The following is a 13683-nucleotide window of genomic DNA, read 5'->3' as shown; positions in this document are numbered from 1 at the left end:
TGTCTGAGGTTGATTCTGCCCTGTCAGGCCGCTGGTGCCCTGCTGCTGGCCGCCTCTGGACCCTCAGGGCTCACGTGCTCAAGGTCAGCTGGAGCAGGCGCGCCGGGCTGGTGTTCGGCGGCGGGGGAGTGGGTACAGCGCACGACGGGTAGGACGTGGAGTAGCCAGCCGTTGGCGTCGCACTGGTCGCACTGGTCGATCTGAGCCCGGCGCGCCCGGCCGGTGTTCTGCTGGTCTGCTTCTCGGGCTTCTCGGGCCTGTCGGCACCCGTGGCAGTTGGTGCCGGGGTCCTGGTCTCCGTGCACGGGGCACAGGGCCGGGCCTGTTGATCTCTTCTCATCCATGCCCGGCGCGTCAGCGCCGTTCTCTTTGACTGCTCGGTCAGAGAGTCCCATCCCTGTACGTGACGTACCCACCCCTCCCCCCTGACGGTTCTCTTGATGGTTACTTACGGTTCGTCCGTCACTGGTGACGGGGGGTTTGGACACAGGTGACGGGGGCCCAGGGTCACTGGTGACGGGAGCCCCCGCCCTACCCCCCGTCACCAGTGTCGGGAGGGTGCCGTCACTGGTGTCGGGAGGTGTGCGGACGAATGACAGATTCAGGGTGTACGCCACTGGACGCTGAGAAGGGTGAACGCGGGGCATGACCGCCTGCAGTTTGGCGTTGTCCGGGTCCGGGGTGATCCACCCGCCTTCAATGAGAGACTTCAGTGCCCGCTGTACTTTGCGTAAACCGGCGGGGCTGGCCTCTCCGTAGATGTAGTTGGCGATGGTCGCCTGTGAGGGGAAGGCGTTACGGCCGCGGTCGTCGGCGTGGTCGGCCAGGGCGAAGAGGACCACACGGTCACGATCAGTCGGCGTGACAGGCGCGTGCTTTAGTGCCCATACGTAAGCCTCAATGCTCATGATCGTCTGATCCTCTGGTCTCGGGGTGTTCGGTCACCGTGACGTAAGCGGCCACGGCCGGGGGACTGATCCGCCCCGGGGTGTGGTGGCCACCGGGGCGGGAAGGGCTACAGCTGGGAATCTTCCGCGGACAGCTCAACGTGGCGCTGACGCTCGTAGACCAGGTGCGTCAGGCGAGCAGCCAGCCACAGTGCTTCGGTTTCGAGGATGGTTGCGGAGACCGGTTCCTCGTACCCGGGGAGGGTGATCTCGATGACCGGTTCACCGTTGGCGAGAAGCTCGTAGGCGTAGGCGTTCAGGTCGGGGCGGGATTCAGACATGGTGGAGTTCCTTTCGGGAGGGATGGAGGGAATGAGCGGGGGAAGCAGTGCGCCGCGGGGCGTGGCCACGGCCGTGCGCTCGGGGAGCCCGGCGCGCCGGGTGGGGTGTGGCCGGCTGGTGGTTGTCCTCGTCGTCCGGGACGGGGAACAGGTCGAAGTGCTCGATGACCGCGATCGGTCCACAGATCAGGATCAGGAACAGGCAGAAGATGAACAGTTCAGCCATGGTCGACCTCGGGGTGTGCGGTGTCATGTGCCTCAAGCTCAAGCTGACGGCGGTGGTGAATGAGCACCGCTGTCGTGTGCATGTGGCTGGACTCCCAGCCGTCGAGTTCGAGAAGGTCGCTGATGGTCTGCCGGTGCTCGGCGGTCTCCGGGCGGGGGATCTCTTCGGCCAGGTACTCGGCATGGTCGAGGAGTTCGCAGAGGAGTTCATGCGCTGAGGCCTGCAGCTCGTCGGTGTCCTCGTCGGGAAGCGTCAGGCGGACAGCGAGGTCTGCGGCGGTGGCCTGCTCGGTGCGTGCGTTGTGTTCGATCTGCGCGCGCCGGGCATGGGCGCGGTCTCGGCGTATCTGCTCGGCCAGGGCGTTGTTCTCGGTCACGCAGTCCGGACACAGAACTGTGGGGGCGGGGCCGGGTGCCATGCGGTGAATGTCTGCTTTCGGGACCGGGATCATGGTCATGTCGCGGCGGGACAGGCGGGTATCGCAGGCGGTGACGATCTCGGCCCGGTTGGGCCGGGTGCGGCCGTGCTGAAGGTGGAGGACGAGCGGGGCGTTAGCGGTGGTGGGCTGGTGATACAGTCGGGGCTGCGTGCTGCTCTTTCCAGGGGTTGCGCTGTTGTCCTCGTCTCCGGCGGCTACCGGGGCGGGGACGTTCTTCTTTTCTGACATGGGTGGGGATCCTTTCGAGGGGGAGGGGTCAGGCGGTCAGGGAACGGATGAATCGGCGGCGGAAGTGGCGGGACGACCAGGCCAGGGGGAGCAGTGCGCCGGTGGGTGTGATCATGAAGCCGTGCCGGCGGGACGGCGGTGGGGTGGCCATCCATACCCGGGCGAGCTGGTGGGCATGGTCTCGGGTGGTGGCCACGCCGAAGGTGTCCGGGCCGCCGGGGCCGGCGTTCATCGTCGGGGTGTGTGCCGACACCACGAACACCTCTGTCAGGTCTGGCCACTGCTCGAGCAGGGTCGGGGAGGGGGAGCCGGCCCGGATGATGGTGAACCGGGCGGGGTGACTCGTCGGGGCCGGGGCCGGTGTCCATTCCGTGGCCTCTCCCAGCAGGTCGGCCGCGTGAGCAGCGCGGTCAGCAGAGAGGAGGGTCATGGCGGTCACGGCGGCAAGCTGGGAGCCGGTGAGCGGGTCGAGGGTGAACCGGTCGAGGTTCTGCAGGTCGTCGGCGGGGGCGGTGGTCATGGGCACTCCGGGGAAGGTGGGGCGGTTGCTGGTGGTCAGGAAAGTGGTCACAGAGACCTCACGTGTGGACTCAGGCCGGCGTTGACCAGGGCGCGGACCACGTTGTCGACGTCAGCGGCGGTGGTACAGCGGATACTGACCGTGTGACGGCCGTCCTCGGCCACGTGGGAGCAGGTGACCAGCCAGGGGCCGGGTCCGGTGGTCACCGGCGGAGAGGTAGAGGTCATGCTGTCGTCCTTGTCGAGGTCGGGGGCGTAGACGTGCCAGGTGCCGGCGGGTGTCGGAGCACCGGCGAACCAGGACCAGCCGGCCAGGTCGTCAACCGTGGCAACCGGGGCGTTCATGCGGCACTTGCCAGGTGGAGAGCAGCCAGTGCGGCGGCCGCGGCAAGGTCAAGGTCGTCCTCGTCGGTGTCCTCGTCATCCTCCGGCGCGGCCAGGGTGTTCGAGAGAATGAGGGCGTCCATGTTGCGGACGTCTGCTAGGTGGGTGACGCCCTGGTCCAGCAGGCCGTCTACCACGGCGTGGACGTAGAAGTCCTGCGGGTTGGGCACCAGGTCAGCGGCGCGGCGGCGGAGGCCACGGGTGAGGTCTGCGCGGTGGATCTCGTTCATGTCGTCGTACATTTGGGGTAGTCCTTTCCAGGGATGGGATACAGGCCAGAGCGCTGCGGCTACAGCGGGGACGGGCCGTTACTTCGGCAGGTGCTCGGCAGGCCGGAACAGCGGGTGAGTTTGGTGGCCATCGGGGTAGAGGTCACAGGTCATGTCATGCAGGACGGGGCGGGTGGTGCCGTCGTCCTGGGGCTCTCGGCAAGGTTCCTGGCGGATGGTGGTGGTCGGTATTCCGGTGCTGTACACGCTGCGCTGGTAGACGCCGTGGACGGTGGCCTCATAGCGGATGATTCGGGCGGCGATCTCGATGGACTCAACGGCGTCGGCCAGGTGCTCGGGCAGGTCATCGGTATTGGTGATGGTGCCTGTGTGGACGCCGTGGATCTCGTCGTCGGCAAGATCTAGGAGACCGTTGACTACGCGGGCCAGGTAGGCCAGGGAGTCGTAGGGGGTGTGCTCCGGGTGGCTGGGGGGAGTGTGTGCCATGGTGGTTTCCTTTGTTTTTCCAGGGGAGGGGTCAGGCCGCGGGCTTGAGGTCGCCGCCGCGGGCGGTGGCCGCGCGCTGGGCGTCCATCCATGCGAGGACGTCAGCGCGGTCGTACTTGACCCGGCCGCCGAGAGCCCAGGAGCGGGGGCCGGTGTCGTTGTTCCGCCACTGGCGGAGAGTGCCGGTGGGGACGCCGATCATCTCGGAGACCTCGGAAACCGACAGCGGTCGGTCGATCCCCTGTCCGGGCTGGGAAACGGGAGTCAGTGCCATGTCTAAGGTTCCTCTCTGAGTGTGGTGTGTCAGTTAATGAACACATGAACAGCATTACACACTGACGTCAATCTATCAACACGTGAGCGTCAATATGCGAAACATTGCAGGTGCCGCACTCGTGAGCAACAATGAACACATGGGCGACATGCAGAGTTTTGGCGACAATGTGCGCGTTGAGCGCGAAAAGAATGGATGGTCACGCCTAGAGCTTCAGCGCCGGCTAGAAAAGAGCGGAGCGACATTCCACGCCACGACCCTGAGGCGGATCGAGACCGGCGAACAGGAGCCGCGGTTGTCGGAGGCGCTTGCTCTTGCTTCCGCGCTTGATGTACCTCTCGTTCAGCTAATCGGCACTACAGAGGGGGTTACACATCGAGTTCACGCGGCATTTGATGAGTTGGATCGACAACGTGAGGGAGTGGTGGCCGCTTATAAGCGATGGAGGCGGCAGGTGTTTCATGCCGGGGTGGAGATTGCACGGATGGGGGCCGTAGACCCTGATGAGTCGCGCTGGAAGCGTGCTACTCGAGATCTGGACCTCGCCAGCGATGTCGAGGCTCTGATGGATGAACTGCGTGAGATCGAAGATGAGGCGTGATGGCCGCGCGTAATCCGGGCAACGTCGAGATTCAGGACCGGTGGACCACGCGCGCGGGGGAGCCGTCGACACGGCACGGGGTAGGCAAACGGTGGCGGGTCCGGTGGGTCGACCTTGAGGGGGCCCAGCGGTCGAAGTCCTACACGCGGAAGGTGGACGCCAAGAAATTCGCTGACGAGATCTCAGCCCAGCTCACGCGCGGGGACTACGTGGACCCGCATGAGCGCATGACCGTGGGGGAGCTCTGGCGGCTCTGGGAGCCGGTACATGCCACGACGGTGAAGCCCAGGACGGCATACAGCCGGCGAAGTACGTGGCATGTCCATGTCGCACCCGCGTGGTCCTCTCGGGTGGCCTCACGTATCCGCAAGGCTCACGTGACGGAGTGGGTGGCGGACATGACCAGGGCCGGCGCGTCGCCGGCCACGGTCCACCAGGCGGCGGTGGTCCTTCGCCTGGTCCTCGGGTATGGCGTTGACGCGGGTGTCCTGATCGTGAACCCTGCCAGCGGTGTACGGCTCCCCCGGGCTGCAGCGTCGCGGCGCGTGTACCTTGCGGTCTCCCAGGTCGAGCAGCTGTCCGGCGCGGCCGGGGACGTGGCCGGCGAGTGGGCCCGCGTCCTGGTGCGCCTGCTGGCCTACACCGGCCTGCGCTGGGGTGAGGCCACGGGGCTGCGCGTCGAGGACGTTGACCTTGCCCGTCGGCGGCTGGCAGTGGTCCAGGCCATCGAGGTCGTCGGCGGGAAAATGATCATCGGCACACCGAAAACACATGAGCAGCGCGCCGTCCCCTTGCCCGGCGCGCTGGTCGAGGACGTGGCCAGCCTGTTGAGGGGGCGGGAGTCGGGGGCGCTGGTGTTCGCCTCCGGGCGGGGGACACCGGTGTCGGCGTCGAACTTCCGTCAGCGGGTGTGGCAACCGGCCGTCGAGGACGTGGACGGGCTGGTGCCTGAGGATGTGCGGATTCATGACCTCCGGCATACCGCGGCGTCGCTGGCGATCTCGGCGGGGGCGAACGTCAAGGCGGTACAGGCCATGCTGGGGCACGCGTCAGCGGTGATGACGCTGGATACCTACGCGGACCTGTTCCCGGATGACCTTGACGCCGTGGGCGTGGCCATGGACATGCTCATTGTCGAGAGCCGGCGGGTGGAGCTGTCGCGGTGGTGGGCGTCGATGGTGGCCACGCCGGGATGGGTGGCCGGGGCCATGTGGCTATGGCTGGCCAGTCGCCCGCGGGGCGGTGGCGGCCGCCGGCGTCACCTCCGGGCCGTGTAGGGCGTGGACCACGGCCGGACCACACAGGGACCACACGGGTGCCTAAAACGGTGAGTTCGTTCGTGAAGTATTGAACGGTTGAAAGTGGGCCTTGAGCAGCTGAAACGGTACCCACGTGAAGCGGCGTAAAACAGTGAACGCGTGGCACCTTCCATCTCGTAATGAGAAGGTCAGGAGTTCGATTCTCCTAGGCGGCTCCATATAAGTACAGGTCAGGTCCATTCTCTCAGGCCGGGGAATGGGCCTGTTCCTGTCTGGGACCGCAGGTGTTCCACACATAACTCCATTGAATCCTCCACTCCGGCGGGAGCAGCAGGATGCCTAGTCGTTTTTGTCGGGGGTTGAAGGTATCCGCACAGATCATTGAGTCAGCAACCCCTGCACATGAGTCGCTGGGCACTATGGAGGGCAGACGCCAACCGAAGGATCGCGCAATAACTGAACTGTCCGCACTCGCCCTCGTCTGCATGCTGACCCCCTCGCCGACCGCCTCAAGCAGTGAACTGATCGCGCGCCATGTCCTGGCGGAGCTCGCCAGACACGGAGGGAAGACCTCCCTGGCGCGGGTCGTCGGCCACGACGTGAAGCCCGGTGTCCAGATCGACATGGGGGAGGGGGATGAGTGGTCTGCTCTGCGGCGCTGAGTTCTGGACGCTGACATCCTCGTTCTGGCCACCCTCATCTGGATGGGGTATCCCACTAGCATCGCCCAGCGGATGGTGGAGCGTCTCAACGCTGACATAGCGGAGACCGACGCCAAAGGGCTGCCGATCATGTACGACAAGACGGCGATCATCGCGGTCGTCGCCGCCCGGAATGTGGTGCATCTGGCGCAGGTACTGCGCACTGCCCCCTATCCGGTGGAATAGAGCCACGCTCCTCCCTGGTAAGACATTGGGAGTCCGCCGTTGATTTCCAGTTGAAGGTCCCGCATGCAGTTATCAGTTCCACGTTCCGCCACCTGCCGCTCTCTGGCTCTTCTGCTGGTGATAGTGCTCATGGGAGGGTTTCTCGCACCGGAGGCAGCCGCGAAACAGCGCAACCTGGTGATCTTCGGTGATTCCGTCATCGCGGATCCACCGCTGGGGCAGTACCTCGCCCGGAAGGTTGAACAGGGTTCCTCGGAGTTCGTCGGGGGCAGGTTCTGTCCGACGTCGAGAAGCAGTTTCGGTGTTCAGGCTGCCGCGGAGCTGAGGCTGGAGCCGATGGATTATTCCTGCGCCGGCGCTACAGCGCTGGGCGGCAGGTCAATCTTCGGCGGGCAGGACTTCGCGGTCCAGGTCGACCGTGCGCTTGCCGACGCCACCCTCAGCCCCGCCACCGACCGCGTCCTGATCACGGTCGGTTTCAACGACACATACAACAACCTCACCCTGCCGGGGCATGAGCTACGTTCCCGTTTTGTGGCCGCCATGGTCCCGCAGATCGAGCGGATCCGCCGGGTGGCGCCGGAGGCGCGCATCCAGCTCGTCGGCTATCCGACTATTGCAGACGAAGGCCATGTGTGCCTGTTTAATCTCGGCGGTAGTGTGCGCGACCGGACATATGCTCCCGTGATCGGGCATTTGGAGGATCTCGCGCAGACCATGCAGCAGGACCTGGCGGCGGCCACCGGTGTCGAGTTCCTCGACCTCAAGCCTTCGACTGTGGACAACGGTATGTGTGCCCCGGATCATCTGCGGGGCTGGGCGGGCCTCATCGACCTCAATGCCAGTCCGTACCACCTCCCGTCCCACCTGAATGCCCGTGGTCATGAGTACGTGGCGGAGGTTATCGTGGGGAGTTGAGCGGCCGGCCCGACCGTCCCCTACTTCTCCAGCAGCAGTCGGGGGACGACCTTGCCGGTGGCGTTGCGGGGGAGCTCGTCGACGAAGTGGACGTCACGCGGGATGGAGTGGTTAGCGAGGTTGTCGCGGACGAAGTCACGGATGTCGTCGGCGGTCAGTGCCTGGCCGGTCTCGTCGGAGTCGCGGACGACCCAGGTGGCGATGCGCTGGAAGGTCTCGGAGTCCTCGACACCGGTGGAGAAGGCGTCGCTGACACCGGGCAGGGCGTCGAGGACCTCGTCGACGGAGCGGGGGAAGACGTTCTCACCGCCGACGATGATCATGTCGTCGATGCGCCCGAGGACCCGGAGGTGGCCCTTCTCGTCGAGGTATCCCAGGTCGCCGATGCGGACGAGGTCGCCGACCTTGTCCACGGGGATGTCGGGGTTGGTGTACCCGGTCAGGGTGGTGGAGTTGCGGAGGTGGATCTGGCCGACGGTGCCGGCGGGGAGCTCACAGCCGTTGTCGTCGAGAATCTTCAGCTGCGTGCCGATGGCCACCTTGCCGGAGGTGTTGGGATCCGCGGCGAGTTCCTCGGCGGAGGCGACGGAGGCCAACGTGAGCTCGGTGGAGCCGTAGACGTTGCAGAGGATCGGGCCGAAGCGTTCGATGACCTGCTCGACCAGGTGCGGGGTCAGGGCGTGGCCGGAGGAGACGATGAACTCAAGGTGGGAGGTGTCATATTTCTCGTTGTCGGCGACCTCGAGGAGCTGCTTGAGATAGATCGGGGAGGTGACCATCGCCTCGAGCTGGTTGTCGTCGATGTCGCGGAGCACCTGCTCGGCGTCGAAGTGGCGGTGGGTGATGATCGTCGCGCGGGCCGCCAGGGCGATGTTGACCGCGCCCCAGCCCCAGGTGTGGAATATGGAGGCGTGCAGCTGGACGCGGATGTCGGCGCGCCAGGGTACCTTCTTCAGCATCCCGGCCAGCACGAGCGGCAGCTTCGGTTCGGGGCGCATCACACCCTTGGGGATACCGGTGGTACCGGAGGACATGAGCACAATCGGCCCGTGCTTCGGCATGGTCGGCAGCGCGATGCCCTCGGTGACCCAGGGGCGGTCGACGATGTCGGTGAGGGTGATGTGGTCCTCGTGCTCACGGCTGACGTCGCCGATGATGATGTGGACGCCCTGCTTCTCGACGACCGCGGGGTCCAGGCGGTCGAGGAATTCGTCGTCGATGACCAGGACGTTGATGCCGTTCTCCTCGATGCAGCCGGTGAGCTGCTCGGCGGAGGAGCCGACGTTGAGGAGATAGATGCCGGCGCCGGCATAGCCCTTGGCGGCCAATGGGTAGATCATGCCGCGGCCGTTGCGTGCCATGACGCCGAGCCGGATCTCGTCGAGGTCTAGACCGACCAGGTGACGGGCCACCGAGCGGGAGTTCTCACGGAGCTGGCGGTAGGTCAGTTCGCCGTTGTCGTCGATGAGCGCGATGCGGTGCGGAGTGGCCAGGTGTCCCTGCTCGACCTCCCGGGCCGTGGTGAACCAGTAGCGGCCGAGGGCGGAGACCTGGCCGGGGCCACCGCCGATACCGAGGATGCCGGAGCGTAGGACCGCGGGGAGGAATTCGCCGAGGGCGCGGGCTGTGACTGCGGTGTCTCGGAAGCGGGCTGCGAGGGACACGGTAAGGGCTCCTTCAGGGTTGGGTTTTCCCAACCATAGTTTCTTGGTTCTAATTAGTTCCACTCGGATGTGGCCTTCATATAGTGGCACGCTAAAGTATTCCGTGACCATTCCGTGATCTGCCGATGTGGCTGGTGTGGCTGGAGTGACAAATTCCCGTTGATGCTGGACACTGGTGGCTACGAAGTCGGTATCCAAGGACCGTAAGGACTCCCATGCTCAACCCCCCGCTCGTTTCCCGCCGTCTCCTGGTGGCGCTCGCCTCGCTGCTCCTGCTCGTTGGCATCCTCGCCGTTGCCCCTGCCTCTGAGGCCCAGCAGCGCAACCTGGTTATCTTCGGTGACTCGATCATCGCTGACACGCCCACCCCCGAATACCTGGTCAACCGGCTCGGTATGGCGAGCTCGGGATCCTCGTTGGGCTCGCTCGGCTCGTCGGGGAGCTCAGGCAGTAGTACCCAGCAATGCCCGACCTCCGAGAACAACTACGGCGTCCGCGCGGCGAATAGGCTGGGCCTGGTCCCGTGGGACTACTCCTGCGCCGGTACCACCTCCATCTCACCAGGCCCGCAGTTCTTCACCCAGGTGGACCGGGCCCTGGCTGACGGCGCCCTGAACCCGGCCACGGCCCGTGTCGTCATCAGCACCGGCTTCAACGACACATACAACAACAACGGCCAGAACGAGCACCAGATCCGCGCCCGCTTCGTCGACGCGATGCGCCCTCAGATCCAGCGCATCCGCAATGCCGCCCCCAACGCGCGCATCCAGATCGTCGGCTACGCCACCATCACCGACAACGACCACGCCTGCCTGCTCCACCTGGGGTCAGGCATCCGGGACCGGACCTACCTGCCGCAGGTCGGTTACTGGGAGCGTCTGGCCCAGGGCATGCAGCGCGACCTCGCGCACGCCACCGGCACCGAGTTCGTGGACATGAAGCCCTCGACCCGGGACAACAGCATGTGCGCTCCGGACCATCTGCGCAGCTGGGCAGGCATCATCGACTTCCACGCCGGCCCCGGCAATATGCCGATCCACATGACCGACCGCGGCCATGAGCACGTCGCGAACACCATAGCCGGTTCCTGAGGTCCACCTCCGGCAACCCCGCCGTGCCAGGTAATACCTGGCACGGCGGGGATTTTCCGTCCCGGGCCCGCCGCTGACGAATATCGGTATGCTCGGCTGCGAACACGGGCCTGCGGGCCTTTACTGACGAAGGAGAATTCATTGGCAACCACTGTTCAGGGAGTTATCGCCCGTTCGAAGGGGGCGGATGTTGAACTCACCGACATCGTGATCCCGGATCCCGGCCCCAACGATGTCATCGTGAGGGTCCAGTCCACCGGTGTGTGCCACACCGACCTGGCCTACCGTGACGGCGACATCAGCGATGAGTACCCCTTCCTGCTGGGACACGAGTCCGCCGGCATCGTCGAGACCATCGGTGAGGCAGTCACCCACGTGAAGGTCGGCGACTTCGTCGTCCTCAACTGGCGTGCGGTGTGCGGGGAGTGCCGCGCCTGCAAGAAGGGTGATGTGAAGAACTGCTTTGCCACCCACAACGCCTCGAAGAAGATGACCCTGACGGACGGCACCGAGCTGTCCCCGGCACTGGGTATCGGTTCGTTCGCGGAGAAGACCCTGGTCCATGAGGGCCAGTGCACCAAGGTCAACCCGGACGCGGACCCCGCGGCTGTCGGTCTGCTCGGTTGCGGCATCATGGCCGGGCTCGGTGCGGCGGTGAACACCGGGGAGATCCAGATCGGTGAGTCCGTGGTCGTCTTCGGCCTCGGTGGGGTCGGTATTGCCGCTATCGCCGGCGCGAAGCTGGCCGGTGCGGCGAAGATCATCGCCGTGGACCTCGATGAGCGCAAGACCACCCAGGCCAGGGAGTTCGGCGCCACGCATGCGATTGTCTCGAAGGGTATGGACGAGCAGGAGGTCATCGACGCGGTTCGTGAGCTGACCGACGGTTTCGGCACGGACGTGGCCATCGATGCGGTGGGCATCATGGCGACCTGGCGTCAGGCCTTCTACTCCCGTGATCATGCCGGGCGCATGGTCATGGTCGGTGTGCCGAACCTGACCTCGCATATCGACATCCCGGCGATTGATTTCTACGGTCGTGGTGGTTCGCTGAAGCCGGCGTGGTACGGCGACTGCCTGCCGGAGCGGGATTTCCCCGCCTATACCCAGCTGTTTGCCAATGGTGTGTTCCCGCTGGATAAGTTCGTCTCTGAGCGCATCGGCCTGGGGGATGTGGAGGAGGCGTTTGCCACCATGAAGCGTGGGGACGTGCTGCGATCGGTGGTGGTCCTCTAACATGAGCGGGCTTCGTATCGACCATGTGGAGACCTCGGGGAAGTTCATCCTCGATGGTGGTGAGTGGGATGTGGACAACAACATCTGGATCGTCGGTGACGATTCGGAGGTGTTTGTCATCGACGCGGCCCATGATGCCACGCCGATCATCGAGAAGGTGGCGGGGCGGAAGGTGCGCGGCATCATCTGCACGCACGCCCATAATGACCACATCACCGTGGCTCCGGAGCTGTCCGAGAAGCTTGATGCCCCGATCTGGGTGCATCCGGGGGATCAGATGCTGTGGGATGAGACCCATCCGGGGCTTGGGCATGAGGATCTGGCTGATGATCAGGTCTTTGAGATTGCTGGTACGGATATGCGGGTGTTGAACACGCCGGGGCATTCTCCGGGTTCGTGTTGTCTGTATCTGCCGGAGGCTGGTGAGTTGTTCTCCGGTGACACCTTGTTCCAGGGTGGTCCGGGTGCGACGGGGCGGAAGTACTCCTCGTTTGAGACGATCATTGAGTCGTTGCAGACCTCGGTGCTGGAGCTGCCGGCGGAGACGATCGTGCGGACCGGGCATGGGGATCACACCACCGTTGGTGCGGAGGCCCCGCACCTGGAGGAGTGGATCAGGCGCGGGCATTAGCGCGCATCTCCCCGACGGGACCGGTCGCCGCTGCTAGAGTGCGGATCTATGCACACACTCGTCACCGGCGGCGCCGGTTTCATCGGCTCCCATCTGGTTGATCTGCTGCTGGCCGAGGGCCACGACGTCGTCGTCGTGGACAACCTCTCCCACGGCCGCCTGGAGAACCTCGCGGACGCCCGTGCCACCGGCCGGCTGACCTTCATCGAGGCCGACCTGCTCGACGTCGACTTCGACGCCCTGGTGGACACCCACCGCCCGGAGGTCATCTTCCACCTCGCCGCCCAGATCGACGTGCGCAACTCGGTGACCGATCCGCTCCACGACGCGCAGACCAACATCCTGGCCACCATCCGCATGGCCGAGGCCGCGCGTAAACACGGGGTGCGCAAGATCATCCACACCTCCTCCGGCGGGGCGATCTACGGGGTGCCCGAGTCCTTCCCGGTCTCTGAGGACGTGGCCGTGGATCCGCATTCGCCGTATGCGGCCAGCAAATACGCCGGTGAGGTGTACCTGAACACCTTCCGGCACCTCTACGGCCTGGACTGCTCGCACATCGCCCCGGCGAATGTCTACGGCCCGCGCCAGGATCCGCACGGGGAGGCCGGGGTGGTGGCGATCTTCGCGCAGCGGCTGCTGGCAGGCGAGTCGACCAAGGTGTTCGGGGATGGTTCCAACACCCGTGACTATGTGTTCGTACGCGATGTGGTGCGTGCGTTCTACCTGGCCTCGGGAGAGAAGGGATCGGGGTTGCGGTTCAACATCGGTACCTCGGTGGAGACCTCTGATCGGCAGCTGCACACGCTTGTGGCCCAGGCCGCGGGTGCGCCGGATGATCCGGAGTACGCCCCGGCCCGCCTGGGGGATGTGCCACGCTCGGCGCTGGCCTTTGACCGGGCGCGGGAGGTGCTCGGCTGGGAGCCGTTGACCCCGATCAGCGAAGGTGTCGCACAGACCGTGGAGTACTTCCGTACCCGGTCGAAGTGAGCTCAGGCGTTCATTTGCTGGCGGTCTCCTCGTCGGCCGCCTCATGGGCGGGTAATACCGGACTCTGCAGCGCCACGGCGCGCGCCAGGCGGGCATAGCGTAGTTCCTGCTCCCGGAAGCGGATCCAGGTGGACATCGTGGTGAACAGGAACGCGATCACCACGACGTAGAGCAGCAGGTCAGTGCCGCGGTCCACACCCAGCCAGTTGGCCAGGACAGTGAGATCATCCGGGCGCAGGACGGCCCAGACGGCGGCGATGATGAAGAGCACGAAGCCGAGCTTCACACCGGCCTTGGCACGCGCCTTGCGGCGGTTGGTCAGGAAATAGAACGCCAGCACGAGGGTGGCGGCGAGCAGCAGCAGCTGCACGAGGGTTGCGATCATATCGGGT

20 protein-coding genes are annotated in these 13683 nt (G+C 65.4%); 9 read left to right on the top strand and 11 right to left on the bottom strand.

The features are described 5' to 3' along the window. Positions 1-23 precede the first annotated feature (23 nt). From EAH68_RS15120 to EAH68_RS05280, 9 genes are all read right to left on the bottom strand, one after another. Entirely contained in the window at positions 24-908 is an 885-nt protein-coding gene (locus tag EAH68_RS15120; protein ID WP_126120284.1) for a helix-turn-helix domain-containing protein, read from the bottom strand. Between the two features lie 107 nt (positions 909-1015). After that, the gene (locus EAH68_RS05315; RefSeq protein ID WP_126120283.1) at positions 1016-1228 is read right to left on the bottom strand and encodes a hypothetical protein; all 213 of its coding nucleotides are present in this window, start codon (positions 1226-1228) and stop codon (positions 1016-1018) included. Then, the gene (locus tag EAH68_RS05310) at positions 1221-1454 is read right to left on the bottom strand and encodes a hypothetical protein (protein ID WP_126120282.1); all 234 of its coding nucleotides are present in this window, start codon (positions 1452-1454) and stop codon (positions 1221-1223) included. Before EAH68_RS05310 ends, EAH68_RS05315 begins: the two co-directional genes overlap by 8 nt. After that, positions 1447-2121: a hypothetical protein gene (locus tag EAH68_RS05305; protein ID WP_126120281.1), complete on the bottom strand. Its 675-nt coding sequence runs from the start codon at positions 2119-2121 to the stop codon at positions 1447-1449. The genes EAH68_RS05310 and EAH68_RS05305 overlap by 8 nt, the downstream gene beginning before the upstream one ends. Positions 2122-2149: 28 nt before the next feature. Continuing rightward, on the bottom strand, positions 2150-2692 hold the full coding sequence (locus EAH68_RS05300) for a hypothetical protein (protein WP_126120280.1): 543 nt from the start codon (positions 2690-2692) through the stop codon (positions 2150-2152). Further along, complete coding sequence (locus EAH68_RS05295) at positions 2689-2985, bottom strand: hypothetical protein (protein ID WP_126120279.1); 297 nt, start codon at positions 2983-2985, stop codon at positions 2689-2691. Before EAH68_RS05295 ends, EAH68_RS05300 begins: the two co-directional genes overlap by 4 nt. Next, positions 2982-3266 (bottom strand): hypothetical protein, encoded by a 285-nt coding sequence (locus EAH68_RS05290; RefSeq protein WP_126120278.1) that lies wholly within the window; start codon positions 3264-3266, stop codon positions 2982-2984. The genes EAH68_RS05295 and EAH68_RS05290 overlap by 4 nt, the downstream gene beginning before the upstream one ends. A 66-nt stretch (positions 3267-3332) precedes the next feature. Continuing rightward, on the bottom strand, positions 3333-3740 hold the full coding sequence (locus EAH68_RS05285) for a hypothetical protein (protein WP_126120277.1): 408 nt from the start codon (positions 3738-3740) through the stop codon (positions 3333-3335). A 31-nt stretch (positions 3741-3771) separates the two neighbouring features. Next, positions 3772-4014: a helix-turn-helix transcriptional regulator gene (locus tag EAH68_RS05280; protein WP_126120276.1), complete on the bottom strand. Its 243-nt coding sequence runs from the start codon at positions 4012-4014 to the stop codon at positions 3772-3774. A 121-nt stretch (positions 4015-4135) separates the two neighbouring features. Here EAH68_RS05280 and EAH68_RS05275 point away from each other — a divergent pair, with 121 nt between their 5' ends. The 5 genes from EAH68_RS05275 (at position 4136) to EAH68_RS05260 (ending at position 7679) form a co-directional block, all read left to right on the top strand. Continuing rightward, on the top strand, positions 4136-4615 hold the full coding sequence (locus EAH68_RS05275) for a helix-turn-helix domain-containing protein (protein ID WP_164546404.1): 480 nt from the start codon (positions 4136-4138) through the stop codon (positions 4613-4615). Next, positions 4615-5892 carry a tyrosine-type recombinase/integrase gene (locus EAH68_RS05270; protein ID WP_126120274.1) on the top strand — a complete coding sequence of 426 codons (1278 nt, stop codon included), beginning with the start codon at positions 4615-4617 and terminating at the stop codon, positions 5890-5892. The genes EAH68_RS05275 and EAH68_RS05270 overlap by 1 nt, the downstream gene beginning before the upstream one ends. 467 nt (positions 5893-6359) lie before the next feature. Then, positions 6360-6536, top strand: coding sequence for a hypothetical protein (locus tag EAH68_RS14905; protein WP_241228300.1), 177 nt, complete (start codon positions 6360-6362; stop codon positions 6534-6536). A 42-nt stretch (positions 6537-6578) separates the two neighbouring features. Continuing rightward, positions 6579-6761: a hypothetical protein gene (locus tag EAH68_RS14900; RefSeq protein WP_241228299.1), complete on the top strand. Its 183-nt coding sequence runs from the start codon at positions 6579-6581 to the stop codon at positions 6759-6761. 129 nt (positions 6762-6890) lie between these two features. Then, positions 6891-7679 (top strand): GDSL-type esterase/lipase family protein, encoded by a 789-nt coding sequence (locus EAH68_RS05260; RefSeq protein ID WP_241228298.1) that lies wholly within the window; start codon positions 6891-6893, stop codon positions 7677-7679. Between the two features lie 20 nt (positions 7680-7699). Here the strand turns inward: EAH68_RS05260 and EAH68_RS05255 are convergent, their stop codons facing one another. Beyond that, positions 7700-9343, bottom strand: coding sequence for an AMP-binding protein (locus EAH68_RS05255; protein ID WP_241228297.1), 1644 nt, complete (start codon positions 9341-9343; stop codon positions 7700-7702). 215 nt (positions 9344-9558) lie between these two features. Here EAH68_RS05255 and EAH68_RS05250 point away from each other — a divergent pair, with 215 nt between their 5' ends. The 4 genes from EAH68_RS05250 (at position 9559) to EAH68_RS05235 (ending at position 13291) form a co-directional block, all read left to right on the top strand. Continuing rightward, positions 9559-10434 (top strand): GDSL-type esterase/lipase family protein, encoded by an 876-nt coding sequence (locus EAH68_RS05250; RefSeq protein ID WP_126120271.1) that lies wholly within the window; start codon positions 9559-9561, stop codon positions 10432-10434. Between the two features lie 141 nt (positions 10435-10575). Further along, on the top strand, positions 10576-11670 hold the full coding sequence (locus tag EAH68_RS05245; protein WP_126120270.1) for an S-(hydroxymethyl)mycothiol dehydrogenase: 1095 nt from the start codon (positions 10576-10578) through the stop codon (positions 11668-11670). Position 11671: 1 nt separating this feature from the next. Then, on the top strand, positions 11672-12301 hold the full coding sequence (locus tag EAH68_RS05240; RefSeq protein ID WP_126120269.1) for an MBL fold metallo-hydrolase: 630 nt from the start codon (positions 11672-11674) through the stop codon (positions 12299-12301). Positions 12302-12349: 48 nt separating this feature from the next. Beyond that, the gene (locus tag EAH68_RS05235) at positions 12350-13291 is read left to right on the top strand and encodes an NAD-dependent epimerase/dehydratase family protein (RefSeq protein WP_126120268.1); all 942 of its coding nucleotides are present in this window, start codon (positions 12350-12352) and stop codon (positions 13289-13291) included. Positions 13292-13301: 10 nt separating this feature from the next. On the opposite strand, the gene EAH68_RS05230 is transcribed toward EAH68_RS05235, so the two are convergent. Further along, positions 13302-13676 (bottom strand): DUF2304 domain-containing protein, encoded by a 375-nt coding sequence (locus EAH68_RS05230; RefSeq protein WP_126120267.1) that lies wholly within the window; start codon positions 13674-13676, stop codon positions 13302-13304. Positions 13677-13683: the final 7 nt, after the last annotated feature.

This window comes from Corynebacterium hylobatis, from assembly GCF_003955685.1.
In the GTDB taxonomy this organism is placed as follows: Bacteria; Actinomycetota; Actinomycetes; order Mycobacteriales; family Mycobacteriaceae; genus Corynebacterium; species Corynebacterium hylobatis.
Note: the sequence above shows the minus strand (reverse complement) of the source record. Positions and strands in the feature narration are given on the sequence as shown.